The organism is Bosea sp. AS-1, assembly GCF_002220095.1.
GTDB lineage: Bacteria > Pseudomonadota > Alphaproteobacteria > Rhizobiales > Beijerinckiaceae > Allobosea.
On sequence record NZ_CP022372.1, the window covers coordinates 3617463 to 3643906 of the forward strand.

Below are 26444 nucleotides of genomic sequence, written 5' to 3' on the forward strand. Positions count from 1 at the left end.
TTATCCTCTTCCTCGCGGACCAGCGCCACTCAGGTTGCCGGAGCGGCGGCACGCTTCTGCGTACGCTGCCAGACGACCAGCAGCAATGCGACCGCGATCGGCGGGAAGACCAGCCAGTTGACCACTTCCCAACCGCCATGACTCAGCAGGCCACCCGACGAGAAAGACGCGATGGCGACCGAGCCGAAAACCAGGAAGTCGTTGGCAGCCTGAACCTTCACCCGCTCCTCGGGGCGATAGCAATCCGTCACCAATGCCGTCGCGCCGATGAAGCCGAAATTCCAGCCGATGCCGAGCAGCACCAGCGCCAGCCAGAAATGCCCAACGCTCAGGCCCGTCAGGCCGACAACCGCCGCCAGCGCCGTCAGGGCAAGCCCGGTGATCGTGATCGTCTCCTTGCCGAAGCGCTCGATCAGCTTGCCGGTGAAGAAGCTCGGTCCATACATGCCCAGTACATGCCATTGGATGCCGAGCGCGGCATCGCCGACCGAATGGCCGCAAGCGACCATGGCCATGGGAGCGGCCGTCATCACGAAGCTCATCAGCCCGTAGGCGACGAGCGCGGCGATGACCGAGGCGATGAATTTGGGTTGGCGCATGATCTGGCCGAGAGGTCGGCCGAGGTCGCTGCGCACGGTCTTGACCGGCGGCGCGCGCAGTTGCGAGACGATGCAGATCGCCAGCAACGCGAGCGCGCCCTGCGCGAGGAAGCTCGCGGCAAAGGGGGCCGACGGCGTCAGGTCCCGCGTCCAATAGACCGATTGTGGGCCGATGATGCCTGCCGCGAGACCGCCGAGCATGACCCAGGAAATCGCGCGGGGCCGGAAACCGGGGCTCGCGGTATCGGCGGCAGCGAAGCGGTAGCTCTGGACGAAGGAGCCATAGAGCCCGCAAACGAAGGTGCCGAGACAGAACAACCAGAATTGGCGCGATACGACCCCGCCCGCCGCCAAGCTTCCGCCCATGGCTCCAACCAGAGCACCGATAAGGTAGCCGCCGCGCCGACCGAGGTGGCGCATGAGCATCGCAGCAGGAATGACGCCGGCCGCGATCCCGAGCTGGAGCAGGCTGACCGGCACGGTCGCGAAGGTCTTGTCCGAGGCAAGCTGGGCGCCGACGAGGCCGCCGAGCGAAACGATGATCGCCGGGTTTGCGCCGCCGAGCGCCTGGGCGCCCGAGAGAATGAGCGCATTGCGCTTCGCGAGCCTGTCGCCCTCGGCGACCGGGACATGCTGGTTCATCGCCACGCCGTTCTGCGGCGCCGCGTGGAGCCGCTTTCAGAAATGAGAGAAGGAGCCGCGCGCAAAGCCTTGCGCACCGCCCCTCCCGCTGTATCGCACCGCGCCCGCCTCCGGGATGATCCGGCCGATCGGCGTCAGCGGAACGGAATGCTCCGCAGCCGCCGCAGCCAGAGCAGAATAATCTCCTTCCGGCACTGCGCAGAGAATTTCGTAGTCGTCTCCTCCGGTCCAGGCCAGTTCCGCCAATGCGGGAGCAGCCATGAGCACGGCGCGGGCCGGAGCAGAGAGCGGAACCGCATCGAGATTGATCTCGGCGCCGACATTGGAGGTCTTCAAGAGCTTGGCGAGATCGCCGACGAGCCCGTCCGAAATATCCATCGCGGCACTCGCATGGCGCTGAAGCGCCTCGGCCAGGAGCGTGCGCGGCTGCGGATGCAGATAACGATCGGCAAGGAAATCGCGCTGCCCACTATCCAGCGCGGCGACCCATTCCGGCTTGTCCGGGCCGTGGACCTTGAGGCCGAGCGCGCCGTCGCCGATCGTGCCCGAGACCAGCACGAGATCTCCCGCCTTCGCGCCGGCGCGGCGAACCATCCTCCCTGCCGGCACGGTGCCGAAAGCGGTGATCGAGAGGGTCAACGGACCGGCGGTCGAGACCGTGTCGCCGCCAATCAGCGGGCAGCCCGCTTGCCTGGCGAGCTTGCCGAGGCCGGCGGCGAAATCGACGATCCAGCCTTCGGTCCAGTCGCGCGGCAGGGCGATGGTCAGGACGAACCCCTCGGACCTGGCGCCCTTGGCGGCGAGGTCGGAAAGATTGACGGCGAGCGCCTTCCAGCCGATCGCCGCCGGCGGATCATCCGGGAAGAAGTGCACGCCGGCGACCAGGGCATCGGCGGTGACGACGACTTCGTAGCCGCGGCCAGGCCGGAGCAGCCCGGCATCGTCGAGGAGGCCGAGGCCACCCGGCCCGGCCAGCGGCGCGAAATGGCGTTCGATCAGCTCGAATTCGCCGGGGCGCTGGTTATCGGTCATCGAACCAAATTCCTCGGCCGTTCCATGGCCATCCCGGACAAGCCGCGCCAGCGGCGCCGATCCGGGATGACGATCGAGGTGCAAAAAACTACGCCGCCGGAACGTCGAACTCGTCGGCGCGGAATTCGCGGGCCATCTTGTCGAGCACGGCGTTGACCATGCCGATCTCCTCGCCGTCATAGAACGCACGGGCCACCGCGACATATTCGGAAATGACGGCGCGGGCCGGCACGTCCTTGCGGAAGGCAAGTTCGTAGGCGCCGGCGCGCAGGACGGCGCGCACCACCGCTTCGACCCGCTTCAGCGGCCAGCCCTTGGCGAGCAGGTCGTCGACAGTGCGGTCGACCAGGCGCTGCTCGCGCACGACTCCGCCGAGCAGGTCGCGGAAGAAGGCGATCTCCGCCTTCGGCAATTCGATCTCCTCGACCTCCTTGCCGATCCAGAAGGCTTCGAACTCGGCCATGGCCTCGTTGACGCCGCGGCCGCCGACTTCCATCTCGTAGAGCGCCTGCACGACAGAGAGACGCGCGCCGCGCCGCATCTCGGCGCGGCTCATTCCGGTTGCTCCACGTCGGCGGCCTCGGCCAGCGAGCGCTTGTAGCGCAGCACCGCCAGTGCCGCTTCCGCGGCACCGCCGCCCTTGTCCATCTCGGAGCGGTTGGCGCGCGCCCAGGCCTGCGCCTCGTTCTCGACGGTGAGGATGCCGTTGCCGAGCGGCAGGGCGAAGGCGACCGACAGGTCCATCAGCGCGCGCGAGCTTTCGCCGGCGACGATGTCGTAATGGCCAGTCTCGCCGCGGATCACGGTGCCGAGCGCGACGACCGCCTCATAGGGATCGACCGACTCGTCGGCGGCGCGCAAGCCGATGACGATCGCGGAGGGAATTTCGAGCGCGCCGGGGACGGTAACGACGTCGACGCGGCAGCCTGCCTTCTCGAGCACGGCGGTGGCACCTGCCAGCAATTCGTCGGCGAGCTTGTCATAGAAGCGTGCCTCGACGACGAGCACGCGGACGCCCTCGATGTCGAGCGCAGGAGTTGCGGCCTCATTGGCCGAGATCTGCCGGGGTCCGGCCATGGTTCTTGTCCTTGTTGGAATGTGAGCAGGCTCGTTACCCCTGCGGGCGCGCCTCCGCAAGCCGTGCGGCATACCGTGCCATCAGATCGACCTCGACATGAACGGGATCGCCCTCCTTGCGCTGGCCCCAGGTGGTGACGGCGAAGGAATGCGGGATGAGAAGCACGGTGAAGACATCGTCGTCGACCGTGTTGACCGTGAGCGAGGTGCCGTCGAGGCTGACCGAGCCCTTCGCGGCAATGAAGCGGGCCAGCCCCTGCGGCGCGCGGATGTGGAAACGGGCGGTCGCGCCCCAGGGCTCGTCGGGGTCCGGCTCGATCGCCTCGATCTTGAGGATGCGGCCGACACCGTCGACATGGCCGGTCACAAGATGGCCGCCGAGTTCCTCGCCGACCTTGAGCGAGCGCTCCAGATTGATCCTGGTGCCCGGCTCCCATTCTCCGACCATCGTCTTGGCCAAGGTCTCGGCCGCCGCCTCGACCTGGAAGACACAGCCCGGCTCGCCATCCGTGCGGGGTCTCAACGCCGTGACGGTGAGGCAGACCCCAGCGCAGGCGATGGAGGCGCCGATGGCGATGCCTTCCGCGTCATAAGGACTGGCGATGGCGAGGCGCTTGAGGTTCGGCCCCTTGCGCTCGGACTCGACGACCTCGCCGATGGCGGTGACGATGCCGGTGAACATCAGCCTCTCCTTACAAAATGCTCGAAACGGTCGCCGCCGATCAGCTCGGTTTCGGCGAGGCGGTAGAGATCGGGATCGGCCAGCAGTCCCGCAAGGCCCGGCCGCACGGCGACAATGCCGGCTTCGCCCAGCGTTTTTGGCGAGGTCGAGACGATGACCTCGTCGGCAAGCCCTGCCAGGGCCAGCTTCTCGCCGATGCGCGGGCCGCCTTCCGAGAAGACGCGGGTGATACCGCGCGTGCCGAGCAAGGTCAGCGCCTCGCGCAGATCGAGATGGCCGTCCGGCCCAAGCCCGACGCGCATGACCTCGACGCCGGCCGCCACCAGCTCCGCCTCGAGCCTGACCGGCGCGGTTTCGGCGGCGATCACCCAGACGGGCACTTCACGCGCGGTGCGGACGAGTTTCGACGTCAGCGGCAGCCGCAGATGCGTGTCGAGGATCACCCGCACCGGCGAACGACCTGCCAGCCCCGGCAGGCGGACCGTCAGCTGCGGATCGTCCGAGAGGACGGATCCGATGCCGAGCATGATCGCGTCATGACGCGCCCGTTGCAGGTGCACCCAGGCCCCGGCTGTCGCGCAGGAGACAGCGAGAGGCGTTGCCCCTGCCCCACCGGCATAGCCATCGGCCGTGCGGGCGATCTTGAAGGTCACCATGGGCCGGCCTTGCGTCACCCGCAGGACATGACCGCGATGGGCACGCTGCGCCTGATCTTCCAGCACGCCGGTGACGACCTCGATCCCCGCCGTGCGCAACAGGGCATGGCCTAGGCCGGCGATGAATGGATTCGGGTCCGCCATCGCCGAAACGACGCGCTTCACGCCGGAGAGGATCGTGTGTTCGACGCAAGGAATGCCGCCGCGCAACGAGCGATGCGAGCAGGGCTCGAGCGTGACATAGAGCGTGCCGCCCATCGCCGCGGCGCCGGCGCGCGCGAAGGCCAGAGCCTCGCCATGCGGACGTCCGCCGGGTTGCGTCAGCCCCCGCGCAACTACGACCGGCCCGTCCCGGGTATCGCGCGTGACAATGGCGCCGACGGATGGATTAGGCCAGGTCGCGCCCAGATTGCGGGCGCCATAAGCCAGCGCCTGGGCCATGAAGGCACGATCGGCCGCCAGTTTCCGATTTGGCGCATTCTCCTCGCGCGGACCGCTGCCCGCGTCGCTCGACAATGCTCTCGGATCAGTCATCGTCGCGGGATGGCCTGTCAGTCAGAAGAGGCGCAGCCTCGCCCTCGACAGTACCGAGCTGGCCAAGCAGCTCCTCGAAGTCCTTGGCCTCGCGGAAGTTCTTGTAGACCGAGGCGAAGCGGACATAGGCGACATCGTCGAGGCCTTTCAGCCCCTCCATCACCAGCTCGCCGATCGTCGAGCTCGGAATCTCGGCTTCGCCCGAGCTTTCGAGCTGGCGCACGATGCCGTTGACCATGCGCTCGATGCGCTCCGGCGTGACGGAGCGCTTGCGCAGGGCATGCGCCACTGAGGTTTCCAGCTTGTCGCGGTCGAAGGGCGCCCGCCGCCCCGAACGCTTGACCACCGTGAGCTCACGCAGCTGCACGCGCTCGAAGGTGGTGAAGCGGCCGCCGCAGTCCGGACAGACGCGGCGGCGGCGGATCGAGGCGTGGTCGTCGGTGGGACGGGAGTCCTTCACCTGCGTGTCGAGGGAGCCGCAATAGGGACAGCGCATCTTTGCTCGCCAGCCTTTCTCAGACCCCTTCGAGATGCCTCAGTAGATCGGGAAACGCGCCGTCAGCGCAGTGACCTTGGCCTTGACGGCCTCCTCGACGGCGGCGTTGCCCTCTTCGCCATTCGCGGCGAGACCGTCGAGCACCTCGGCGATCAGCTCGCCGACCTGCTTGAACTCGGCGATGCCGAAGCCACGCGAGGTCGCCGCCGGGGTGCCAAGACGGATGCCGGAGGTGGTCATCGGCTTCTCGGGGTCGAAGGGGATGCCGTTCTTGTTGCAGGTGATGTGGGCGCGGCCGAGCGCTGCTTCCGCAGCCTTGCCAGTCAGCTTCTTCGAGCGCAGGTCGACCAGCATCAGGTGGTTGTCGGTACCGCCGGTGACAAGATCGAAGCCCTTTGCCTTCAGCGTCTCGGCCAGCGCCTTGGCGTTGGCGACGACGGCGTGGGCGTAGGTCTTGAACTCCGGCTGCAGCGCCTCATGGAACGAGACCGCCTTGGCAGCGATGACATGCATCAGCGGGCCGCCCTGGATGCCCGGGAAGATCGCGGAATTGACCTTCTTCGCGATGGCCTCGTCATTGGTCAGGATCATGCCGCCACGTGGGCCGCGCAGGGTCTTGTGCGTGGTGGTGGTGACGACATGGGCGTGCGGGAACGGCGAAGGATGCGCACCGCCTGCGACGAGACCGGCGAAATGCGCGATATCGACCATGAAATAGGCGCCGACCTTGTCGGCGATCTCGCGGAAGCGGGCGAAGTCCCAGTGACGGGCATAGGCCGAGCCGCCGGCGACGATGACCTTCGGCTTGTGCTCGACGGCGAGGCGCTCCATCGCGTCGTAGTCGATCATCTGGTCGACGACGCAGACGCCGTATGAGACCACGTTGAACCACTTGCCGGACTGGTTGACCGGCGCGCCATGGGTCAGGTGCCCGCCGGCGGCGAGGTCGAGGCCCATGAAGGTGTCGCCCGGCTGCATCAGCGCCATGAAGACGCCCTGGTTGGCCTGCGAGCCGGAATTCGGCTGGACGTTGGCATAGGTGCAGCCGAAGAGCCGCGTGGCACGCTCGATGGCGAGCTTCTCGGCGATGTCGACGAACTGGCAGCCGCCATAATAGCGCCGGCCCGGATAGCCCTCGGCATATTTGTTGGTCATCACCGAGCCCTGCGCCTCGAGCACGGCGCGGGAGACGATGTTCTCGGAGGCGATCAGCTCGATCTCGTCGCGCTGGCGGCCGAGCTCCAGCTCGATAGCGCGGGCGATCTCGGGATCGGTATCCGCGAGCGAGGCGCCGAAAAAGGAGTTCGAGAGGTGCTTGTCGCGCGCGGCTTCGCTCATGTCCGGCTCCTGAGATTCGGCGGCCTGCTAAGGCTCGGTCCTGTCGCGGCGTCCCTATCATGAGGACGGAGGCTGTCCAAGCGATAGATGGCCACAGGGCTGGCTCGCCCGATCAACCGCCTCGCTTGCTCCGGCCCGGCGCCTGCCTCGCACCGGTTGGGCCGCCGGATGGACGATAGACCAGAGGCCCGCGCGACGATGCTTTCATGAGCGCGCGAAAGCTGGGGCATTCGAGATGGCTCGGCGCCCGGCAATCGGCGACATGGCGCAAGGCATCGCGCAGCGTCCTCAAGTCGAGGATCTGCCGCTGCAGGTCGTTGGCCTTCGCATGCAGCTGCGCACGAGGAATTTCGGGCTGCCCATTCCGGCCGAACATGCCGGCGATCTCGACGAGCGAAAAGCCGGCAGCCTTGCCCAAGCCGATCAGCGACAGTTTGAGCAGCACGTCGCCATCGAACTGCCGGCGCAGCCCCCGCCGTCCTTCGGACCGGATCAGCCCGACCTCCTCATAATAGCGCAGCGTCGAAGGCGGGACCCCTGAGCGCTCCGCGATCTCGCCGATATCCAGAAGCGGCATGCTTGACCTCAAGTTGGCTTGAATTCGTAGGCTCTGCCGAACCTGCGATTTCAGCAAGAGGAAAAATCATGGAAAACATTGATACCGAAAGGGAAAGAGCAATCTGGCGAGACCCGCGCGCCATCGCGTTGTTGATGGCGGCCTCACTCACGACGATGGCGAATGCGACGATCAGCCCGGCCCTGCCCGGGATCGAGCGGCTGTTCGGCGCCGACCCGAACGCGGCGATGCTGACCCGGTTGCTGGTGCCGGCGCCCTCGCTCGCCGTCGCGATTAGCGCACCGATCATCGGGCTGGTTGCCGACCGTCTCGGGCGGCGCATGCTGCTCCTGGCGGGCACGATTCTCTTCGTGCTCTCCGGATGCGCCGGCCTGGTCTTGCCGGACCTGCGGACGATTTTCGCGAGCCGCCTCGTGCTGGGCCTCGCCGTTGCTCTCATCATGACGGCACAGACCGCCCTGATCGGCGACTATTTCACCGGCCACGCGCGCAACGCGCTGACCGGCCTGCAGATTTCCGCGCGCAATTTCGGCGGGCTGGTCTTCATCTCGCTCGCGGGCTGGGTCGCCGCCCTTTCGCCTCGCCTGCCCTTTGCCATCTACGGGCTGGCGATCCTTTTCCTGCCGCTGATGTGGCGCGTCATCATCGACCCCGAGCCCAGATCGTCCGCCGCGGCAGCCATGCCGGGCGAAAGCAACGAGCGCAGCGGCTCATGGAGCGCCCCGCTTGCCCTGCTGGCGCTCCTCCAAGCCGCGACCAACATGGTCTTCTTTCTCATGCCGACGCAGATATCGTTCTTCCTTGCCATGCGCGGCTATGCCAGCCCGGCCACGACCGGGGCAATGCTCGGCCTGCTGATGGTCTCGGGGGGCTGCCTCGCCCTGCTCTATCCGCGCATTCAGCGCGCAGGCGGTTACGCTGGCATCTTCTTCCTGGGCTACGGCTCGATGGCGCTGGGCTTCCTGCTTCTGCCCCTTGCCGGGACGGAACCGCTTCTCTTCCTGGCCGCGGCTGCGATCGGCGCCGGCTATGCGCTGGTCTCTCCGAGCTTCATCGCACTTGCCTTGAACCTCGCGCCGCCCGCCGCGCGTGGATTGGCCGGCGGCATCCTGACCGCGTCCGTCTTCATCGGCCAGTTCTGTTCTCCCCTCGCCAGCACGCCGTTGATCGACGGGCATGGCTATCAGGCCCTGTTTCATGGAACTGCGCTGCTGCTCGCGACCATGGCCCTCGTGGCCGCACTGGCAGGTGCGGCTTCATGGCTGCGGATGCGAGCAGGCGCCGCAGCGCGGGCACACTCCCTTTGACGGCAGCCCAGGACGCTTCGGTTCCAGTTCGGCGCTCATCACGAGAGCCGAACTGGAACCGGGACCAGCGGTCGGCAGACAAGGCACGCGATCGTGATCCCGTCATTTTGCAGGGCAATATCGACCCTGATCGAGACGAAAGCGCGATTGGGCAAACCGTCGGAATCATGGGCGTTTTCTCGGCACCAAGCGCAAAGCAAGCGCGGCTTATCCCGCAATCTTAGCCGAATATCGCTCAAAAGCTCCCGCAGCGTCATCTTGTGCGTCGCAACATAAGCCCATATCTTTCGCTTGCCGAAGCACCTCCCTCAGACTTCGAAAGGAGAGATTCATGCTCGAACGGCACGACTGCGACTACGCCTCCGAGGCCGAACTCGGTCACGAGGACGAATGCGAGGCCCAGCAGGACGATACCGAATCGTTCTCGCCTCGCGACTACCAGCAGGGCTTCTGGAGCTAGGCGCTCCGTCAGGACCACGCGGAGGGCTCAGGCAGCCCTCCGCGCTACAACCCGAGAAGCAAGTTGCGCCGGCAGGCCAAACCGGCCCACACCACGATCACACCATTCGCCGCTCCGAACCTCCCTCCGCATGACGGCGGTGCCTGTCATGTGGAAGGTCGCGACATTGCGTTCGGAGCCGGAGCTTCAAACGAAAAACCCGCCGATGGCTCGGCGGGTTTTTCTTGGATTCCGATTTTGCCGGAACCTGATCGTCAAGCGTCAGATGTCGTTTTCGCCCTGGAGCGCGGCGACCGGCGCAGGCCCGAGGCCGTCCTTATTGTAGATGTCGTCGCGAAACTGCACGCCGCCATCCGGGGTCGCCCAGGCAGTGACATAGACCCAGTAGCACGGCACCGGATCGGCAATGCGGGCGTTGACGCGCTGGCCGGAAGCGATGACCTCGTCGATCTTGGAACGATCCCAGCCGGGGGTGTTCTTCAAGAGCCAGGCGACGTAGTCGCGCACGTTCTGGACGCGCATGCAGCCCGAGGAGACGAAGCGGTAGTCGTCGCCGAAGATGCCTTTGGCCGGCGTGTCATGCATATAGACGCCGTAGGGGCTCGGGATGTTGATGCGCACGAAGCCCAGCGAGTTGAAGTCGCCGCCCGGATCCTGCCGGAAGGTGTAGCGCGTCGCCTCGTCCGAGTTCCAGTTGACCTGCGAGGGTGCGATCTCGCCGCCGCTGGGCGAAATGATGCGGATCTTGTTCTCGGTGAGGTAGTTCGGCTCCTTCCTCATCTTCGGGATGAGGTCCTTCTTGATGATCGAAGCGGGAACCGTCCAGGTCGGGTTGAAATTGACTTCCGGAATCTTGGTCTGCAGCAGCGGCGACTGACGGTCGATCTTGCCGACGCCGGCAGCATGACGGGTCGCGACATGGCCGTTCTCGACCGTCTCGACCATCGCGGCCGGGATATTTGCGACGACGTAGCGGTTGCCGAGATTGCCGGACCAGGTGCGCAGGCGCACGACATTGGTCTCGAGCTGACGGATGCGGCGCTCGATCGGGACGTTGAGGGCAACGACCGTAGCGCGATTGATCGAACCGGTCGTCGACAGACCGACACGGGCCTGGAACTGGCGCACGGCCGCCTCGACATAGGAATCGTAGACGTTGCTCTCGCCGGCCTTCTGCACGAGATCGCCGGTGATCGCGAGGCGCTGACGCAGCGCCGCGACAGCCGGTCCCCTTGCGCCGAGACCCATGCGGTCAGGCAACTGCACAGGCTGCCAGCCGCCGCGCGACGCGAGATCGCGATAGGCCGCGATGGCCTGCTCGGTTGCCTGCAAGGTTTCGGGCGACAGCATCGGCGTCGAAGAGCGCAACACGGCATTGCGCGGGCCGGCATCGTAGTTCTGAAGCCATTCGGCCTGCTGCGCGAACGCCGGGGCCGCTGCGACCGAAGCGGCACCCGAAAGCAGCGCCAGCACGGTTTCGCGGCGTGTCAGGCTCAGTTGCGACATCTCTTCCCTCTTCAACTTCATCCGAACGCGGACGACCGGCATAAAAATGCCGCCGGCAGGAGCGGCAGCGCAGCGGGTCGGCTCCCATGCCGGCGACGGTGTCGTATCACAGTTAAGGAGGTGTGATGAGAGCGGCGAATTTAGGGCATGACCCAGTTTTGCTGCATGCATGGCAGCAAAGTCACACTTTTCGGCGAGGGTCGCCTGTCCACGCCGTGAAAAGAGCCCGGGCGGCCGGAGCAATCCGGCCGCCCCGCGGGCGAGATCGCGAGAAAACGACGCTTCAGAGCTTGTAGCGGATCTGATCGGTCCAGAAGCGCTCCAGCCGCAGCAGCGCATTGTTCATGCGCTCGAAGTCATCCGCTGCGATGCCGCCGATCTGCTCGACCGTGCGAACATGCTTGTCGTACACGCCCTTCACGATGTCGTGTACTTCGGAGCCCTTCTCCGTCAGGCTGATGCGCACCGAGCGGCGATCGATCCGCGAGCGGGCGTGATGGAGATAGCCGAGCTCGACCAGCTTCTTGACGTTGTAGGAGACGTTCGAGCCGAGATAGTAGCCGCGGGTGCGCAGTTCGCTCGCCGACAGCTCGGCGTCGCCGATATTGTAGAGAAGCAGAGCCTGCACGCTGTTGACGTCGTCGCGGCCGCGGCGCTCGAACTCATCCTTGATGACATCGAGAAGCCGGCGATGCAGCCGCTCCACCAGGGTCAGCGACTCAAGATAAAGAGGCTTCACGTTCAGTTCCGCCTCGTTGTTCTTGGCAACCTCGGAAGTCTTGACGCTCGCTTTCATCGTATATCCCGCCTGTTGTGTGTCGGCCGGAATTTGTCTTCCGGTCCGCTTCTGAAAAACACCATAAGCCTGCCCGGATGAAAACGAGTTTAAATATCAGGATGAATCAGAGATTTACCCCTTTGGGTGAATCGTACGTGAAGCCAGAAAGGCTTAAGCTAAAGCGATTCTTACCATGACTCGCCGCAATCGAGCGGCCGTGCGGAGGCTGCGGCACCCGCTTGCAACAAGCCGCCCGCTCGGTGCCCGGACTGAAATCCCAGCCTCATCGAGACGCCGCTGAGCGGCTCCTCGGGATAAGGGTCCGCACCGTAAGACGGCTGGTGCGGAGCTATTCCGCCTCGTTCTCGGCGGCCCAAGTGACGAGGAAGTAGACCGCCATCAACGCCACATAGATTCCGACCATCCAGGTCGTCAGCGGAACGAAGCGCGGGAAGAAGAAGCTGAGCAGCAGATGGCTGAGCGTGGCGAGCAGCCAGAGCACGCCGCCCCAGGTCGAGGTGAGCCAGAGTCCCACAGCGGCGACAAGGTCGATCACCGCGAAATAGACGATGATCGCCTGGAAGCTGAGCAGGCGATTCTCGAAGGGCGGCTGGGCGTCGGCCGCGACGCCGAAGATCACCATCCAGGCCATCAACCCCTTCGCCAGCCAGAAGACCGAGAGCAGGCGCAGGAACCAGACGAGCACGAGCCGCCAGCGGGCCGACGCCTTCTTGCCGGCCTGTCCCGCCTGCTCCCCACGCAACGCCTCACCGTCACCGCCCAGACCCAAGCTCAGCCCTCCAGCTTCAGCTCGGCGGCACCGAGCGGAGCGAAATAGGCGGCGATTGCGGCGGGCTCGACGGCTTCCAGCCGGTCGGGCTGCCAGCGCGGCGCCTGGTCCTTGTCGATCACGACGGCGCGAACACCCTCATAGAAGTCGTGGCCATGGGCGATCCGCGAGACGACGCGGAATTCGGTGCGCATCGCCTCGGCGAAATCGAGGTCCTTGCCGCGACGCATCTGCTCATGGGCGATGGCGACGCTGGTCGGGGATTTGGTGGCAAGGGTCTGGACGAGTTTGCCGGCAAAGGCACTGCCACGCGCGGCCAGGGCGTTCAGCCGCTCGATGACGGCCAGCGGCGAAGCTGCCCCGAAGGCATCGGCGATCGCCGCAGACTCCGCCTGCAGCGGGCCGGGCGGCCGCGCGATGGTGAAGCCGGCGAGAATGTCGTCGAGCGCGGCGCGGCTGGTCAGCGCGTCGGCAAGTTCGGCCATCCGGTCGCTGGGGACACCATGGGTGGCGAGCCCGACCGAGAGCGCGTCGGCAGCGCCCATCCGCTCGCCGGTCAAAGCGAGGAAATTGCCGAAGGCTCCGGGCAGGCGCGGCAACGCCCAGGTCGCGCCGACATCCGGGAAGAAGCCGATTCCGACCTCCGGCATGGCGAAGAGATAGCGATCGCCGGCGATGCGGTGGCTGCCATGCAGCGAGATGCCGACTCCGCCGCCCATGACGATGCCGTCGACCAGCGCGACATAGGGCTTGGGATAAGTCTTGATGCGGTGGTTGAGGATGTACTCCTCGCCCCAGAAGGCGAGCATCTCGTCATAGCGGCCGGCCTTGCCGCAATCGTGCAGCCAGCGGATGTCACCACCGGCTGAAAAGGCCTTCTCGCTCGTGCTGAGGACGACGACGCGCGTCACCTGCGGGTCGTTTTCCCATGCGTCGAGCGCGCGCGCCAGTTCGCGAACCATGCCGAGGCTCAAGGCATTGAGCGCCTTCGGTCGATTGAGGATGACGACGCCGGCCGCGCCGCGGATCTCGCAGATGATGTCCTGGTCCCGCGTCATGGCCCGCTCCGGTTGCGATGGGCTGCGGTTCTGGAAGGCGGGGCCGGGCTTGTCAACGCGAGCGACAGTGCGTTCGTGCAGATGCCGGTTTTGGGCGGTGAGCGAAGAACTGTCGTGTCTTCACCCCCGGCCATCGCCTTATCTCCTATTCGGCACCGCCTGCACGGCCGGCTCCAAAATCCTTGTGAAACGCACGAATTTGCGCTCATCTATCAAGGCGTTGGAGACGATGATGTGATTGGCTACGCTCGCCTGCTTTGGGCCGTCGCAGTGTTTTTCTGCGCCATTTCTTCCGCGTCAGCGCAAACTGCCCATTCGACTCCATTAGCCGGACCGAAAGGGACAAAGCTCGAAGATATCGAAGCGATCCTAACCGAGTTCATCGACGATGTTTCGGCTCGGAAATTCGAGGAGGCAGCTCGATCCATGAGCGTTCTCGGAAATCCTTACGATGGAGACCAATTCAAGAAAACGATATTGGGGCTCGATATCATCGGAAAACCATTTTATTTTGAAAAGATTATCGACAAATCATACGGAAAGACGGGCAAAGATATCATCTTCAAGATTGCGACAGACAATAACATTTACTTCTTTCGCTTTATTCTTCATCAGAGAACTGAGGATAACTGGATCGTAACTTGGCTGGCTATCCAGTCAGAGATGCAAGCCCCTCTTCCCAGAGTCTGGAGCTATATGAATCCCTAGTTCCCCACCGTCTCGTCATCTTCGACGTGAAACGAGACCAGAAGGCCCTGCCACTGCTCCGATTGGGAGCGCCGGCTCGGTTCGGACGTCGTCTCTTGAATGCCGCGACCATGCGCCTCTGTTTTGGAATCGTTCCGATGTGATATGAAGCCGGCATGTCGCCGCCGCCCCCTGCCCCCTTCGGGCGTGCCACGACGTCGTCATTTGAGGCATTGCCATGGAATCCCGGGTCGTCAGGCCGTTCCCCGCCCCCGAGTCGCGCCAGAATGAAGCGCAGGCGGGTCCGTCGCTGGGCCTGACGCGCCGCATGCGCCGCAACCGCAAGGCCGACTGGTCGCGCCGACTCGTGCGCGAAAACCTGCTGACCGTCGACGACCTGATCTGGCCGATCTTCCTGATGGATACGGCGGAAGCCCGCACTCCGGTTGAATGGATGCCCGGCGTCGATCGGCTGAACATCGACGAGGCCGTCCGGCAGGCGGCCGAGGCGGCCGAGCTCGGCATCCCGGCGATCGCGCCCTTTCCCTTCGTCGAGAAGGCGCTGCGTGATCCGACCGGGTCGGAAGCGGTCAACGCCGAGAACCTGATGTGCCGCGCGGTGCGCGCGATCAAGCGCGAAGTGCCGCAGATCGGCATCATCTGCGATGCCGCGCTCGACCCCTATACCTCGCATGGCCATGACGGTGTCATGGACGGAGAGCGCATCTTGAACGATGCCAGCGTGGCGATCCTCGTTCGCCAGGCGCTGGCACTTGCCGATGCCGGCGCCGACGTGATCGCTCCCTCCGACATGATGGACGGGCGTATCGGCGCGATCCGCGAGGCGCTCGACGACAGCGGCCTCGAGGACGTGCAGATCATGGCCTATGCGGCGAAATATGCCTCGGCCTTTTACGGTCCGTTCCGCGATGCGATCGGCACCAATGCGACTCTGATCGGCGACAAGCGTACCTACCAGATGGACCCGGCCAATACGGACGAGGCCATCGCGGAAGTCGCGCTCGATCTCGAGGAAGGCGCCGACATGGTCATGATCAAGCCCGGCCTGCCCTATCTCGACGTGGTGGCGCGGGTGAAGGATCATTTCAGGGTACCGACCTTCGCCTATCAGGTCTCCGGCGAGTACGCGATGCTGATGGCGGCGGTGCAGAACGGCTGGCTCGACGGCGACAAGGCGATGCTGGAAAGCCTGCTCGCTTTCAAGCGTGCCGGCGCCGACGGCGTGCTGACTTATTTCGCGCCACGCGTGGCAAAGAAGCTGAAGGCGGGCTGAGCGCCGTCCGGCGCCGGACCGCTCGGCTTCGGGCTCTTCCGCTCTGCGCGAAAGCAGCTACGGTTCCAGCATGACGACAGATGAGAGCCAGAGTTTCCTGGCGTTGCTGAAGGCCGACCTGCGGACAGCGATGCGGGAGCGCAGATCCGCCGAAATCACCGTGCTGCGCGAGCTGATCGCCGCGATCGACAACGCGCAGGCCGTTCCGGTCGACGGCCGGCACGACACCTATGTGTTTCACGCCTTTGGTGACAGCGCGGTCGAAGTGCCCCGTCAGGTACTCGGCAAGAGCGAGCTGCGCCAGGTCGTCGAAGCCGAAATCCGCAGCCGGAGCGATGCGGCAAATGCCTATCGCCGCCTCGGGCGCGACGACAAGGCGCGCGCCCTGTCCGAGGGAGCGGACGTCCTGGGTCGCTATCTCGATCTGCCTGGCCTGAGCTAGGAGCAGATCGCCCGCTCCAAAGCCATGTTTCAAACGGCACGGGCAAGCGCTACCGTCGCGCTCGCATGCGCCCGTTCCTCCTGCCGATTCTGGCCGCCGTCCTCGTCGCCCTCGCCGGCTGCGGCGAGGGTTTCGACACCGACCAGACGCGGTTGTGCCGGCAGGCGATTCCACCGCTCAACCCACCCAACGCGCATATCGAGATCGAGCGGGTGACCAGCGGCCCGGTGCCGCGGGCACTGCGCCTGCTCTATCGGGTGCAGCTCGGCGACGGGGTGGCGCGCCATCGCAGCATCGACTGCCTGTTCGGCACCGAAGGCAACGGCCTCGGGCGGCCGACGCTGATCGGCATCGCCTCCGACGGCAGGCCGATGGCCAGTGCCAGCTTCTATTTCCTCCGCCGCTTCTATCTTGAGGACCGCAGCGAGCCGCCACCCGACCCAGCCGCTCCCACGGCAGAGGATCTGCCCGCGATACCGGCGGGGCTGGCCTACGGCCTGCAGCAGGGTCTCGGCAGCCTGCCCTCGGCCGCGATCTACAGCCTGCTCGCCGCCGCCTATGCGCTGGTCTACGGACTCACCGGGCGGATCATCCTCTGCTTCGGCGAGTTCGCGGCGCTCGGGGCCCTTGCCTCGGTGGTGGGCGTGGCGCTGCTGCTCTCGCTCTCGATCTCGACACCGGTGACCGGACTTGCCGTCGCCTTCACCGTGGCGATCCTGGTCTCGGCGCTGCATGGCTTCGCCATGGGCCGCTTCGTGCTGCGTCATCTCGAGCGCGCCAGCGGCCAGCAGATCCTGATCGCGACGACCGGGCTCGCGATCGCGATGTCCGAGTATCTGCGCCTCGCACAAGGGCCGCAGTTGCGCTGGCTACCGCCGGTGTTCAACACGCCCGTCCCGCTTGCCCATGCCGGCGACTTCATCGTGACGCTCAACCCGCTCGCCACCTTCCTGACGCTGGTCGGGCTCGGCGCCACGTTCGGCCTCGTCCAGCTCATCCGGCGCACCGCCTACGGCCGGGCCTGGCGAGCGGTGGCGGAGGATGAGCGCACCGCGGCACTCTTCGGCGTCGATCCGCGCGCAGTCCGTGACATCGCCGTCATCATCGCCTGCGCCTTGTGCGGCATGGCAGGTGTCATCGTCACGGTGATCTATGGCGGCATGGGTTTCGCCGGCGGCTTCACGCTCGGCCTCAAGGCACTGGTCGCGGCTATTCTCGGCGGCATCGGCTCGGTGTCGGGAGCGGCTCTCGGCGGACTGTTCATCGCCGGTTTCGAGGCGATCTGGTCGGCGACGCTACCGATCGAGCAGCGCGACCTCGCGGTCTACCTGCTGCTCGCCATCGTGCTGATCTGGCGCCCCGGCGGCTTCTTCGGCGATAGCGAATTGACGCCGCGGCAGGTTTGACGACAGCTTTCCGGGAAACACGGACCCATCATGACCGAGACGTTCGCCATCACGCCCGAGGATATCGATGCCGCCGCCCGGCGGATCGAGGGCCATGTGCTGCGCACGCCGCTGGTGCCGGCACCGCGCCTGTCCGAGCTCACCGGGGCCGAGGTGCTGGTGAAGCACGAGAACATGCAGGCGACCGCCTCCTTCAAGGAGCGCGGCGCGGTCAACAAGCTGCTCTCGCTGAGCGAGGCCGAGCGGAAGCGCGGCGTCATCGCGATGTCGGCCGGCAACCACGCCCAGGCCGTCGCCTATCACGCCAAACGTTTCGGCATCCCGGCGACCATCGTGATGCCCGAAACGACGCCGCTGGTGAAGGTCGAGAATACCCGCGCGCATGGGGCGCATGTCGTGTTGCACGGCGAAACCCTCTACGAAGCGGCCCAGAAGGCGCACGAACTCGCCGGCGCCCAGAGGCTCGTCTTCGTCCACCCCTATGACGATCCGGCCGTGATGGCGGGCCAGGGCACCATCGCGCGCGAAATGCTGGCCGACGAACCCGACCTCGACGTGCTGATCATCCCGCTCGGCGGGGGCGGGCTGATGGCCGGCAACGCCGTCGCCGCCAAGGCGATCAAGCCGGGCATCGAACTGATCGGCGTGGAAACCGCGCTCTTTCCGTCCTTCTTCAATGCGGTGAACGCGCAGGACCGGCCGATCGGAGGGGCAACACTGGCGGAGGGCATCGCCGTCAAGACCGTGGGGCAACTCACCTTGCCGATCGTCTCCAGCCTGGTCTCCGACATCGTCCTCGTCGGCGAGGACCTGATCGAGCGCGCCGTCAACGCCTATGCGAGCCTTCAACACAGTCTTGCGGAGGGGGCCGGCGCGGCCGGGCTTGCCGCGATGCTGAAGGAGCCGGAGCGCTATGCCGGGCGCAAGGTCGGGCTCGTACTGTGCGGCGGCAATATCGACACCCGCCTGCTGGCCGCGATCATGGTGCGCGAGCTGGAGCGGGAGGACCGCATCGTCGCCTTCCGCCTGACCAGCAGCGACCGGCCAGGCCTGCTCGGCAAGATCGCGAGCCTGCTCGGCGACGAGGGAGCCAACATCCTCGAGGTCAGCCATGGCCGGCTTTTCCTCGACGTGCCGGCCAAGGGCGTCTCGCTCGACGTCACGGTCGAGACGCGCGGCGAGGCCCATTCGCGCGCCATCGAGGACATGCTCGCAAAAAATGGCTTCGCGCCACGGCGCATCCTGCCGCGCGGCCTTGCGGAACCGGCACGCTGATCAAACATTACTCCACGGGCGCCGCATTCCGCGCGCCGATGGAGGATTGAAGTCCCGATGAGCGACACTCGCTACGGCCAGCCGCCGATCACGGCCCTGGAGCAGCGCCCCTACCAGAACGTCAGCGGCGTCCTGGGCTCGCGGCTGTTCGCCTGGATCGTCGATATCGTCGTGCTGTTCTTCCTCGGCTGGCTGGTCTTCCTGCTGCTGGTTCTGCTCGGCGTCGTCACCTTCGGTGCGACCTGGTTCCTGATCCCGGCCGCGGCCTTCGTCACGGCGCTGGGCTATGCGGCGCTGACGGTCGGTGGTTCGCGCCAATCGACCTGGGGCATGCGTGTCGCCGGTCTCAAGGTCGAGACCGTGAATGGCGGCAGGCCCGACGGGCTCGTCGCGGCAGTGCATGCGCTGTTCTTCTACGTGGCGGCCGGCACGGTGGCGCTGTGGCTGCTCGATATCGCCTGCGGCCTCTTCCGTTCCGACCGGCGCCTCGGCCACGACCTGCTGACGGGTCTCGTGGTCGTACGGGCCTGACCCGATCGGGCTGCTGCGCCGAGGCTTCAGAAGCGGAAGCGCAGCAGCCGACCGATCCGGGACAGAGCGGGGATCATCCCCATCACGGGGACGGCCATCCGTGCGACCAGCGACATGCGCGCGACCTGCGCCGGGTCGTAACCACCCGAGCCGTAGCCCATCAATTCCTCGACCAGTTCGAGGCCGGGGAGCTGCCGGAGCAATTCTTCCGGATCGTCAAGCGACCAGTGCAGTGTCGCACCGGTGGCGCGAACGGAGGGTTGCCAGGCGATGAGGGTGAGCCCCAACCGGCTGTAGGCGTCGAAGGCGAGCTCGCCACCGGGCAAATGGTTCGTCACGCGCTCCAGCAGCAGCACCACCTCCTCCGGCGGCAGATAGGGCAAGAGTCCCTCGGCGATAATGAAAGCCGGCCTGTCCTGCGGCACCGCATCGAGCCACTCGGGCTCGGTCACCGAGGATGGCAGCAGCGTGTAGCCCTCGCGCGCCGGATAGAGACGGTGGCGCAGCGCGATCACGTCAGGATAGTCGACATCGAACCAGCGGACGCCCGCGAAGGGCGCGATCCTGAAGACGCGGCTGTCCAGTCCGCAGCCGAGATGCAGCACCGTCGACTCCGGATACTGTTCAAGAAAACCACGCGTCCAGCCATCGATGACATGCGCCCTCAGCGCGATGCCGATCATCATGTCGCGATCGATCTTGAGCCGGTCGAAGTCGTAGTCGATCCGCGCCAGGGCTTCGGCGGCAAAACGATCTTTCAACAGGGAATCGGGAAGCCGGCTCTCGCCCGCCTTGGCGCAAAGCGTGATGAGAAGCGTCTCCTGCGCACCGTGGAGCGCCACCTTTTCGCCGTTCATCGCGACCTCCCAAGCTCGCATCCCGCTTGTTGCCGCCGCCGCCGATGCTACATTGAGGAGCGGAAGCTTCCGGGGAGCCAGCCAACGTGACGCGCCCGTTGCGGGATGCCCCGCAATTCTACCTCACTTCGCCGACCACGTGTCCCTATTTGCCGGGCCGCGAGGAGCGGAAGGTGTTCACGCATCTCGTCGGGCCGCGCGCCAGCGACCTCAACAACGTGTTGTCGCAGGGCGGGTTCCGGCGTTCGCAGAGCATCGCCTATCGCCCGGCCTGCGAGGTCTGTCGGGCTTGCGTCTCGGTGCGCGTCTGCGTCGACGATTTCCGCTGGTCGCGAGGCTTCCGCAAGGTGATGGCCCGCAACAACGACCTGATCGGCGAGGCGCGCCCGCCGCAGCCGCGCTCCGAGCATTATTCCCTGTTCCGCTCCTATCTCGATGCGCGCCACCCGGATGGCGGCATGGCGACGATGTCGGCGCTCGATTTCGCGATGATGGTCGAGGACACCCATGTCGAGACCAACCTGATCGAATATCGGCGCCGCGGGCCCGACTCGGGCTTCACCGGGCGCGGCCAGGGCGACCTCTTCGCCATGGCGCTGACCGACACGCTGAACGACGGCCTCTCCATGGTCTATTCGGTCTATGATCCGGGGCTGGAAGCCCGCTCGCTCGGCACCTTCATGGTGCTTGATCACATCAACCGCGCGAAGCGGCTGGGATTGCCTTATGTCTATCTGGGCTACTGGGTCGAGGGCTCGTCGAAGATGGCCTACAAGGCCCGCTTCCTGCCTCAGGAACGCCTGATGCCTCAGGGGTGGGAACGGGTGGAGCGGGACGCTTCAACCGATTGAAACGCAACCGCGCCGCGCGGAAAACGCGCTTGCCCCGCCGCTGCGGGGCAGCCACCTTGCCGCCTCCACAAAACCATGCGGCGCGTCTGCGAGCGCGCCCGCGGAGGAATGATGAGCGAAGAACTGACCCAACGCCTCGAGCGCTGCTACACCGGCGTCGTCCACGACGTGATGCGCGGCATGGGCTTGAGCGATTTCACCCTGCCGTCGAGCCTGCGGCCGCTGTTGCCGGGCCAGAAGCTCGCCGGCCCGGCCTTCACCGTGGAGGGCAAGACGGGCGAGTTCGACGCACATGAGACGCTGCTGGGCTGGACGGGACTGCTCTCGGCCGCCAAGCCCGGCCATGTCTGGGTCTGCCAGCCGAACACCGAGGAGATCGCGCTGATGGGCGAGCTCTCGGCCGAGACGCTGAAGAACAAAGGCGTGCGTGGCTGCGTCATCGACGGGCTCTCGCGCGATACCGAATTCATGATCGATATGGGCTTCCAGGCCTATTTCAAGGCTTACACGCCGCGCGACATCGTCGGCGCCTGGCTGCCCAAGGCGGTCGACGAACCGATCAAGATCGGTGCGGTCTGGATCCGGCCGGGCGACTACATCCTCGCCGACCGCGACGGGGTGGTCCGCATCCCGGCCGAGATCATCGAGGAGGTTGTGGAGAAGTCCGAGGTCGCGATCTCCACCGAAAACAAGGTCCGCACCGCCATTCTGTCCGGCACAGATCCGCAGCAGGCCTATCTTCAATACGGCAAGTTCTGACGTCCTGATACCGCCGCGCCGGAGCACTCTGATGCCCGGCGCGGCACGATATCCCCTTCCGCCGAACCTTCCCACGCTTTAAGCCTGACGGCATGGCGGGAGCGGCGAAACGAGCGGACTGGCGGCGCAGCGCGATCGCGCTGCTCGCCGTCTATGTCCTCGTCCTCCAGACGACGCTGACGGCACTGGCTTCGGGGCTCGCGGCCCAGCCCGACCCCTTCCTCGCCCATCCGCTCTGCGCGCCCGGCCAGACGACCCCCGCCGACCCGGCCCAGGAGAGCGGGAAGTCTGACCTGCCCGCCTGCTGCGCGGCGCTCTGTCTCTCATTCGCGACGACGCTACCGCCGCCGGGCGCTCCGGCCGTCACAGCACTCCCGACATCCCACTTCGTCGCCATCCGCCTCGCCCGCACGGACGAGGCCAGCCCCGCTGTACCGCGAGCTTACCCGCTCGGCGCGCGGGCGCCGCCCTTCCTGGCCTGAAGCCACCCTTCCCTCTTCAGACCAGGATCTTCTCCATGACCACCGTCGTCACGACGGCGGCTGCCGCGCCTGAACGCGCCGGCAAGCGCGCCGCATCCTTCTATCGCGCCGTCTGGCGCTGGCACTTCTACGCAGGCCTCATCACCCTGCCCTTCCTCGTCCTGCTCGCGGTGACGGGTGGGCTCTACCTCTTCCGGGGCCAGCTCGACGGCTTGATCCACCGCGACGTCAAGCGCGTCGAGGCGCGGGCCACGCCGCAGCGGCCGCCGAGCGAGATCGTGGCGCGAGCGCTTGAAACCCTGCCCGGCAAGGTCGTCAAATACATGCCTCCCGAAACCGCGACGGCCTCCTCAGAGGTCACTGCCTACGATGCCAACGGGGCCAAGACCGTCGTCTATGTCGACCCCTACGATGCGCGCGTACTCGGCCAGATCTCGGACCGTGGCACGGCGATGTGGATCGTCCGGCAGTTGCACAGCCTCGGCTATTTCGGACCGGTCGCGAGAGGCATCATCGAGATCGTCGGTGGCTGGGCCATCCTGCTCGTGCTGAGCGGGCTCTATCTGTGGTGGCCGCGCCGGCAGAGCGGAGGGGTCGTCACCGTACGGGGGCAGCCCCGTCAACGCGTGTTCTGGCGCGACCTCCACGCCGTCACCGGGCTCCTCGCCGGCGGCTTCATCCTATTCCTCGCCATCACCGGCATGCCCTGGTCCGTGCTCTGGGGCGCCAAGGTCAATCAGTGGGCCAACGGGCAGAATTTCGGCTATCCGGCCGGCGTGCGTGTCGCGGTGCCGATGTCGGACGAGCATCTCGCCCATGCCGGGCCGACAACCTGGTCGCTCGAACAGGCGCGGCTGCCGGAATCAGTGGGCCATGGCGCCAAGCCCATCGGCCTCGACGCCGCCGTCGCAGCCTTCGACCGACTCGGGCTGACGCGCGGCTATGTGGTGAACCTGCCGAGCGGGGCCAGCGGCGTCTATACCGGCTCTGTCTATCCCAAGGACCTCTCGCTCCAGCGTGTGATCCATCTCGACCAGTATAGCGGCAAGCCGCTGCTCGACATGAGTTACGCCGATTACGGTCCCCTCGGAAAGGCGCTGGAATGGGGGATCAATGTCCATATGGGCCAGGAGTTCGGCCTGACAAACCAGCTCCTCATGCTCGCCGTCTGCTGCGCCATCATCCTGCTCGCCATCTCGGCCATCACGATGTGGTGGAAGCGTCGCCCGCAAGGTTCCCTCGGCATCCCGCCCCTGCCGCCCGAACGGAGAAGCCTCGCCATCGTCTTCGCGATGCTGGCGATCGGGGGCGTCATCTTCCCGCTGGTCGGCGCGTCGCTGATCAGCATGGCTTTGATCGACTGGCTCGCACTTAAAGTTATGCAACCTAAACGTGTGTTGACCTAGAAGATAATCGCTTAGGCACGAAATTTCTGAGAACTAGACTGCGAAACGGGTGCAATAGCGCCCGTTTCTTCAACCGGCTTAAGAGTAAATCAAGTTCGCGCATTGCAGTGTCCCGACTACGTTACCGCCTGGGGGCCTCCATGCTGCGCAACCTGACCCGGATGCCGTCCGACTTGTCGTCGGATTCGCGCCGTCAGCTGCTCAACGCCGTCACGGACCTGTTCCTGCTGGACCAGGAGCCGAGCGACGCCAGCAAGGAGCATTATGGCGAGATCGCCGTCACCTCGCTCTCCCATCTCGGCGACGAAGACCGCAAGGGCTATGCCGACCGCGTCGCCGCCATGCCGACGTTGCCGCACAACGTCGCCGTCACGCTCGGCGGCGATAGCAATGCCGAGGTGGCACGGCTGGTTCTGACCTTGTCCCCGGTGTTGACCGACGGAGACCTCGCCGCGATCGCCGTCAGCCAGACGCAACAGCATCTGGCAGCCATCGCCGAGCGCGCCCGCCTCTCCGAGAGCGTTACCGATATCCTCGTCGAGCGCGGTGATCGGACCGTACTCACCACCGTCAGCGCCAATGAGGGCGCCGTCTTCTCGGATCACGGTTTCGACCGGTTGCTGGAGCGCGGCAACGGCGACGCGGCCATCGCCGGCAATCTCGCCCGCCGCTCGGACCTGGCGCCGAAGCGAGCGGAGCGCGTGCTGCGCATCGTCGAGCAGCTGGCGGATGGCGCCGCCAGCGCCAGCTCAGATTCCTCGCAATCGCTCGCCCGCCAGGCGCGCCAGCAGCGGCTCGAGGTGAAACTCCTGTTGTCCGATCTCGCCGCCAAGGTGCGCGAGGTCGACGACGTGCTCACCATGCTGGCCGACGAGGACCGGGCGTACCACCTTGCGCAGGTGTTGTCGCAGGTCGCCGATATCACGCCTGAACAGGCACTGCGTGTGCTGATGCAGCGCGATGCCAGTGGCATCGCCGTGACCTGCCGCTCGCTCGGCGTAGGTCTGACGGCCTTCCGGGCCATCCTGCAATTGCGGGCGCGGCGGCTGTATTTTTCCCCGCGCGATGTCGACGACGATGTCGACGCCTATGCCAAGCTCGATCTCGCCACGGCCGAGCGGACGCTCCGCTTCCTGAAGCTCAAGACCAAGATTGCCTGAGGCGTCGCAACGGGCGTCCCCTCCGCGCCGAACCGACGCGCCACAAAACGGCGACATTCGCCCGGCCACATGCTACCCTTCCGCGAGATGCTCGGCGTGAGGAAGCCTTGAACGTGAGATTTTCGGTCGTTTCCGCCACGGTGACCGCTGCAACACTGGCGATGCTCGCAGGGACCTCGGCCGCTCGGGCTCAGGCGTCGTTGCCGCTTACCGGCTTCGCCAGCCTGCCGTCTTTCGCCTGGGACAGCCCGACCCTCACGCCGAAATGGGAGGGCTCCTATGCGCGCATCTCCTCCGGCTTCCAGGTGACGAGCGGCAAGCATATGCGCACCGTCGCGGGACCGACCTTCGGGCTCGAGATGGGAACGATGCGGCGCGAGGGCAATTTCATCTACGGCATCGTCGGTGCGGTCGACTACGCTCCCGCCATGGGCGGCTATGGCGTGCCTAGCTTCGGCAGCGTCGCCTATACGCGCGACTTCGCCGGTGCGTTCCAGATCAAGACCGGCGTGCTCGTGACGCCCGATGTGCTGCTCTACACCAAGGTCGGCATGTCCGCAGCGAACGAGACCTGGCGCTACGGTGCAACGCCGTTCTCTACCCCCTTCACGCAAAGCGACATCGCCGTGAGGCCGGAAGCCCGTGCCGGCGTGGAATGGGCCGTGACCGACAAGCTGACGCTCGGGCTCGAAGTCGGCGTCGTCGGCCAGCGGGTCCGCTGACGCGCGCCGCGGCGGCTCAGCCAGCTCGACCGTTCGCCCGTCCTTCAAACTGATGATCCCGCCTGACCGGGACGGGATAGGATATTGCCTTCCGGGCATCCGGATCCAGGCACGAGCCCTGCAGGCGCTACCGCCTGAATCCTGCGCCCGCCCCTGAACATTCGGGCGAGGCAAAGCGATGACGCGCAACCTCAGCAGTGGCATGACCGGCCAGGACGTCCGGGTTCTCCAGGATCGATTGAACTACCACCTGCGGCGTGAAACGCCGCTGAAGGTCGACGGCATCTTCGGACCGAAGACCCGCGAGCGGGTCAGCAAGTTCCAGACGCTTCACGCGCTAAAGCCGGACGGCATCGTCGGACCGAGGACGCGCGCCATCCTCTTCGAAGTCGAAACCGTCATAGCGCAGGTGCTCGTCTTCCCCGAGCTGACACGGCCAACCTTCGGGGCCACGGAGGCTTCGGCCATCAAGCCCCCGCAGCTGATTCCGCCCCTGACGCTGCCAGGAGCGCCCAAGCAGCCGCAATTCGTCCTCCAGCCGCCGGTTATCCTCGGGCCCCAACTAAGCTTGGCGGGCGTCGCCTCGGCGTCGTTCTCCCCTGTGAGGCAACCGAGCCTGCTCAACCTGACCTTCACGCTCGTTCCCGTTCAGGACCCGAGCGACCCCGTCGTGCGGTCGACGCAGAACATCATCCGGCTCGTCAACGACATCCCGATCAACAGCAAGTTCAAGGCGATGATCGTGTCGATGATTCCGAAGCCGATCAAGACGATCAGCGAACCGACGGCCGGCTTCGACTACGATATCGGAATCCCGAAATATTCGCCGCTCGATCCCAACAAGATCAGCCAATCCGGCAGCGCGCGATACAATCTGCGCCTTTTCGGACGCCCCGGCGGAGCCACGCCGCTCGTCATGCTGCAGGGACGCGCCGAGGGCGAAATCGAGATCGACTACACCGGCAAGGCGCAGTCGAACTATTTCAAGGCGACGGCGACCTGCAATTTCTTCCTCGGCGTGATCGGCACCTTCTGAGAAC

The 26444-nt window shown here is 65.9% G+C and carries 29 protein-coding genes; 15 read left to right on the forward strand and 14 right to left on the reverse strand.

Features of this window, described 5'->3' with window-relative positions; all coding sequences use genetic code 11:
* Positions 1–29: 29 nt before the first annotated feature.
* The 9 genes from CE453_RS19030 to CE453_RS19070 all read right to left on the reverse strand — a co-directional run bounded on the left by CE453_RS19030 (position 30) and on the right by CE453_RS19070 (position 7633).
* Positions 30–1241, reverse strand: coding sequence for an MFS transporter (locus tag CE453_RS19030; protein WP_089175996.1), 1212 nt, complete (start codon positions 1239–1241; stop codon positions 30–32).
* A 36-nt stretch (positions 1242–1277) separates the two neighbouring features.
* Positions 1278–2273, reverse strand: a complete 996-nt coding sequence (gene thiL / locus CE453_RS19035) for a thiamine-phosphate kinase (RefSeq protein ID WP_089175997.1) — start codon at positions 2271–2273, stop codon at positions 1278–1280.
* 88 nt (positions 2274–2361) lie between these two features.
* The gene (gene nusB, locus CE453_RS19040) at positions 2362–2829 is read right to left on the reverse strand and encodes a transcription antitermination factor NusB (protein ID WP_089175998.1); all 468 of its coding nucleotides are present in this window, start codon (positions 2827–2829) and stop codon (positions 2362–2364) included.
* On the reverse strand, positions 2826–3350 hold the full coding sequence (gene ribH, locus CE453_RS19045) for a 6,7-dimethyl-8-ribityllumazine synthase (RefSeq protein ID WP_089175999.1): 525 nt from the start codon (positions 3348–3350) through the stop codon (positions 2826–2828). Before ribH ends, nusB begins: the two co-directional genes overlap by 4 nt.
* A 34-nt stretch (positions 3351–3384) precedes the next feature.
* Positions 3385–4032 carry a riboflavin synthase gene (locus tag CE453_RS19050; RefSeq protein WP_089176000.1) on the reverse strand — a complete coding sequence of 216 codons (648 nt, stop codon included), beginning with the start codon at positions 4030–4032 and terminating at the stop codon, positions 3385–3387.
* The gene (ribD, locus tag CE453_RS19055; RefSeq protein ID WP_198302153.1) at positions 4032–5222 is read right to left on the reverse strand and encodes a bifunctional diaminohydroxyphosphoribosylaminopyrimidine deaminase/5-amino-6-(5-phosphoribosylamino)uracil reductase RibD; all 1191 of its coding nucleotides are present in this window, start codon (positions 5220–5222) and stop codon (positions 4032–4034) included. Before ribD ends, CE453_RS19050 begins: the two co-directional genes overlap by 1 nt.
* The gene (gene nrdR / locus CE453_RS19060) at positions 5215–5718 is read right to left on the reverse strand and encodes a transcriptional regulator NrdR (protein ID WP_089176002.1); all 504 of its coding nucleotides are present in this window, start codon (positions 5716–5718) and stop codon (positions 5215–5217) included. The genes ribD and nrdR overlap by 8 nt, the downstream gene beginning before the upstream one ends.
* 39 nt (positions 5719–5757) lie before the next feature.
* Positions 5758–7056 (reverse strand): serine hydroxymethyltransferase, encoded by a 1299-nt coding sequence (gene glyA / locus CE453_RS19065; protein ID WP_089176003.1) that lies wholly within the window; start codon positions 7054–7056, stop codon positions 5758–5760.
* A 112-nt stretch (positions 7057–7168) separates the two neighbouring features.
* Positions 7169–7633 carry a helix-turn-helix domain-containing protein gene (locus CE453_RS19070; protein WP_089176004.1) on the reverse strand — a complete coding sequence of 155 codons (465 nt, stop codon included), beginning with the start codon at positions 7631–7633 and terminating at the stop codon, positions 7169–7171.
* Positions 7634–7701: 68 nt separating this feature from the next.
* Between CE453_RS19070 and CE453_RS19075 the strand changes: the two genes are divergently transcribed.
* Both CE453_RS19075 and CE453_RS29490 read left to right on the forward strand, forming a co-directional pair.
* Positions 7702–8940, forward strand: a complete 1239-nt coding sequence (locus CE453_RS19075) for an MFS transporter (RefSeq protein WP_089176005.1) — start codon at positions 7702–7704, stop codon at positions 8938–8940.
* Between the two features lie 331 nt (positions 8941–9271).
* Positions 9272–9400, forward strand: a complete 129-nt coding sequence (locus tag CE453_RS29490) for a hypothetical protein (RefSeq protein ID WP_282568763.1) — start codon at positions 9272–9274, stop codon at positions 9398–9400.
* A 261-nt stretch (positions 9401–9661) separates the two neighbouring features.
* Here the strand turns inward: CE453_RS29490 and CE453_RS19080 are convergent, their stop codons facing one another.
* The 4 genes from CE453_RS19080 to CE453_RS19095 form a co-directional block, all read right to left on the reverse strand.
* Complete coding sequence (locus CE453_RS19080; RefSeq protein ID WP_089176006.1) at positions 9662–10906, reverse strand: L,D-transpeptidase family protein; 1245 nt, start codon at positions 10904–10906, stop codon at positions 9662–9664.
* A 283-nt stretch (positions 10907–11189) separates the two neighbouring features.
* The gene (gene ldtR / locus CE453_RS19085) at positions 11190–11702 is read right to left on the reverse strand and encodes a transcriptional regulator LdtR (RefSeq protein ID WP_089176007.1); all 513 of its coding nucleotides are present in this window, start codon (positions 11700–11702) and stop codon (positions 11190–11192) included.
* A gap of 331 nt (positions 11703–12033) precedes the next feature.
* Positions 12034–12474: a DUF6163 family protein gene (locus CE453_RS19090; protein WP_089176008.1), complete on the reverse strand. Its 441-nt coding sequence runs from the start codon at positions 12472–12474 to the stop codon at positions 12034–12036.
* 2 nt (positions 12475–12476) lie between these two features.
* On the reverse strand, positions 12477–13532 hold the full coding sequence (locus CE453_RS19095) for an enoyl-CoA hydratase/isomerase family protein (RefSeq protein ID WP_089176009.1): 1056 nt from the start codon (positions 13530–13532) through the stop codon (positions 12477–12479).
* A 75-nt stretch (positions 13533–13607) separates the two neighbouring features.
* Here CE453_RS19095 and CE453_RS19100 point away from each other — a divergent pair, with 75 nt between their 5' ends.
* The 6 genes from CE453_RS19100 (at position 13608) to CE453_RS19125 (ending at position 19167) form a co-directional block, all read left to right on the forward strand.
* On the forward strand, positions 13608–14240 hold the full coding sequence (locus CE453_RS19100; protein WP_198302154.1) for a hypothetical protein: 633 nt from the start codon (positions 13608–13610) through the stop codon (positions 14238–14240).
* Between the two features lie 217 nt (positions 14241–14457).
* Complete coding sequence (gene hemB, locus CE453_RS19105) at positions 14458–15513, forward strand: porphobilinogen synthase (RefSeq protein ID WP_089176011.1); 1056 nt, start codon at positions 14458–14460, stop codon at positions 15511–15513.
* A gap of 70 nt (positions 15514–15583) precedes the next feature.
* Entirely contained in the window at positions 15584–15955 is a 372-nt protein-coding gene (locus tag CE453_RS19110) for a GatB/YqeY domain-containing protein (RefSeq protein WP_089176012.1), read from the forward strand.
* Between the two features lie 65 nt (positions 15956–16020).
* The gene (locus tag CE453_RS19115) at positions 16021–17361 is read left to right on the forward strand and encodes a branched-chain amino acid ABC transporter permease (protein ID WP_089176013.1); all 1341 of its coding nucleotides are present in this window, start codon (positions 16021–16023) and stop codon (positions 17359–17361) included.
* A 30-nt stretch (positions 17362–17391) separates the two neighbouring features.
* A complete protein-coding gene (locus CE453_RS19120) occupies positions 17392–18636 on the forward strand; it encodes a threonine ammonia-lyase (RefSeq protein WP_089176014.1) in 1245 nt (414 codons plus the stop codon).
* Between the two features lie 57 nt (positions 18637–18693).
* Complete coding sequence (locus tag CE453_RS19125) at positions 18694–19167, forward strand: RDD family protein (RefSeq protein WP_089176015.1); 474 nt, start codon at positions 18694–18696, stop codon at positions 19165–19167.
* A 26-nt stretch (positions 19168–19193) separates the two neighbouring features.
* Here the strand turns inward: CE453_RS19125 and CE453_RS19130 are convergent, their stop codons facing one another.
* Positions 19194–20024 (reverse strand): class I SAM-dependent methyltransferase, encoded by an 831-nt coding sequence (locus tag CE453_RS19130; protein WP_089178020.1) that lies wholly within the window; start codon positions 20022–20024, stop codon positions 19194–19196.
* 86 nt (positions 20025–20110) lie between these two features.
* Between CE453_RS19130 and CE453_RS19135 the strand changes: the two genes are divergently transcribed.
* From CE453_RS19135 to CE453_RS19165, 7 genes are all read left to right on the forward strand, one after another.
* On the forward strand, positions 20111–20875 hold the full coding sequence (locus tag CE453_RS19135) for an arginyltransferase (RefSeq protein WP_089176016.1): 765 nt from the start codon (positions 20111–20113) through the stop codon (positions 20873–20875).
* Between the two features lie 111 nt (positions 20876–20986).
* On the forward strand, positions 20987–21634 hold the full coding sequence (locus CE453_RS19140; RefSeq protein WP_089178021.1) for an RraA family protein: 648 nt from the start codon (positions 20987–20989) through the stop codon (positions 21632–21634).
* Positions 21635–21726: 92 nt separating this feature from the next.
* Complete coding sequence (locus tag CE453_RS19145; protein WP_089176017.1) at positions 21727–22116, forward strand: hypothetical protein; 390 nt, start codon at positions 21727–21729, stop codon at positions 22114–22116.
* 35 nt (positions 22117–22151) lie between these two features.
* Positions 22152–23522, forward strand: a complete 1371-nt coding sequence (locus CE453_RS19150) for a PepSY-associated TM helix domain-containing protein (RefSeq protein ID WP_089176018.1) — start codon at positions 22152–22154, stop codon at positions 23520–23522.
* A 140-nt stretch (positions 23523–23662) separates the two neighbouring features.
* A complete protein-coding gene (locus CE453_RS19155; RefSeq protein ID WP_089176019.1) occupies positions 23663–24682 on the forward strand; it encodes a DUF2336 domain-containing protein in 1020 nt (339 codons plus the stop codon).
* Positions 24683–24795: 113 nt separating this feature from the next.
* Positions 24796–25404, forward strand: coding sequence for an outer membrane protein (locus tag CE453_RS19160; protein WP_157733104.1), 609 nt, complete (start codon positions 24796–24798; stop codon positions 25402–25404).
* 178 nt (positions 25405–25582) lie between these two features.
* Positions 25583–26440 (forward strand): peptidoglycan-binding domain-containing protein, encoded by an 858-nt coding sequence (locus CE453_RS19165; RefSeq protein ID WP_089176021.1) that lies wholly within the window; start codon positions 25583–25585, stop codon positions 26438–26440.
* Positions 26441–26444 lie beyond the last annotated feature (4 nt).

Excerpts from the sequence above, each read along its gene's own strand:
- CE453_RS19030 (WP_089175996.1), bottom strand. The coding sequence starts at position 1,241 with ATGAACCAGCATGTCCCGGTCGCCGAGGGCGACAGGCTCGCGAAGCGC.
- thiL (WP_089175997.1), bottom strand. The coding sequence starts at position 2,273 with ATGACCGATAACCAGCGCCCCGGCGAATTCGAGCTGATCGAACGCCAT.
- nusB (WP_089175998.1), bottom strand. The coding sequence starts at position 2,829 with ATGAGCCGCGCCGAGATGCGGCGCGGCGCGCGTCTCTCTGTCGTGCAG.
- ribH (WP_089175999.1), bottom strand. The coding sequence starts at position 3,350 with ATGGCCGGACCCCGGCAGATCTCGGCCAATGAGGCCGCAACTCCTGCG.
- CE453_RS19050 (WP_089176000.1), bottom strand. The coding sequence starts at position 4,032 with ATGTTCACCGGCATCGTCACCGCCATCGGCGAGGTCGTCGAGTCCGAG.
- ribD (WP_198302153.1), bottom strand. The coding sequence starts at position 5,222 with ATGACTGATCCGAGAGCATTGTCGAGCGACGCGGGCAGCGGTCCGCGC.
- nrdR (WP_089176002.1), bottom strand. The coding sequence starts at position 5,718 with ATGCGCTGTCCCTATTGCGGCTCCCTCGACACGCAGGTGAAGGACTCC.
- glyA (WP_089176003.1), bottom strand. The coding sequence starts at position 7,056 with ATGAGCGAAGCCGCGCGCGACAAGCACCTCTCGAACTCCTTTTTCGGC.
- CE453_RS19070 (WP_089176004.1), bottom strand. The coding sequence starts at position 7,633 with ATGCCGCTTCTGGATATCGGCGAGATCGCGGAGCGCTCAGGGGTCCCG.
- CE453_RS19075 (WP_089176005.1), top strand. The coding sequence starts at position 7,702 with ATGGAAAACATTGATACCGAAAGGGAAAGAGCAATCTGGCGAGACCCG.
- CE453_RS29490 (WP_282568763.1), top strand. The coding sequence starts at position 9,272 with ATGCTCGAACGGCACGACTGCGACTACGCCTCCGAGGCCGAACTCGGT.
- CE453_RS19080 (WP_089176006.1), bottom strand. The coding sequence starts at position 10,906 with ATGTCGCAACTGAGCCTGACACGCCGCGAAACCGTGCTGGCGCTGCTT.
- ldtR (WP_089176007.1), bottom strand. The coding sequence starts at position 11,702 with ATGAAAGCGAGCGTCAAGACTTCCGAGGTTGCCAAGAACAACGAGGCG.
- CE453_RS19095 (WP_089176009.1), bottom strand. The coding sequence starts at position 13,532 with ATGACGCGGGACCAGGACATCATCTGCGAGATCCGCGGCGCGGCCGGC.
- hemB (WP_089176011.1), top strand. The coding sequence starts at position 14,458 with ATGGAATCCCGGGTCGTCAGGCCGTTCCCCGCCCCCGAGTCGCGCCAG.
- CE453_RS19110 (WP_089176012.1), top strand. The coding sequence starts at position 15,584 with ATGACGACAGATGAGAGCCAGAGTTTCCTGGCGTTGCTGAAGGCCGAC.
- CE453_RS19115 (WP_089176013.1), top strand. The coding sequence starts at position 16,021 with ATGCGCCCGTTCCTCCTGCCGATTCTGGCCGCCGTCCTCGTCGCCCTC.
- CE453_RS19120 (WP_089176014.1), top strand. The coding sequence starts at position 17,392 with ATGACCGAGACGTTCGCCATCACGCCCGAGGATATCGATGCCGCCGCC.
- CE453_RS19125 (WP_089176015.1), top strand. The coding sequence starts at position 18,694 with ATGAGCGACACTCGCTACGGCCAGCCGCCGATCACGGCCCTGGAGCAG.
- CE453_RS19130 (WP_089178020.1), bottom strand. The coding sequence starts at position 20,024 with ATGAACGGCGAAAAGGTGGCGCTCCACGGTGCGCAGGAGACGCTTCTC.
- CE453_RS19140 (WP_089178021.1), top strand. The coding sequence starts at position 20,987 with ATGAGCGAAGAACTGACCCAACGCCTCGAGCGCTGCTACACCGGCGTC.
- CE453_RS19145 (WP_089176017.1), top strand. The coding sequence starts at position 21,727 with ATGGCGGGAGCGGCGAAACGAGCGGACTGGCGGCGCAGCGCGATCGCG.
- CE453_RS19150 (WP_089176018.1), top strand. The coding sequence starts at position 22,152 with ATGACCACCGTCGTCACGACGGCGGCTGCCGCGCCTGAACGCGCCGGC.
- CE453_RS19155 (WP_089176019.1), top strand. The coding sequence starts at position 23,663 with ATGCTGCGCAACCTGACCCGGATGCCGTCCGACTTGTCGTCGGATTCG.
- CE453_RS19165 (WP_089176021.1), top strand. The coding sequence starts at position 25,583 with ATGACGCGCAACCTCAGCAGTGGCATGACCGGCCAGGACGTCCGGGTT.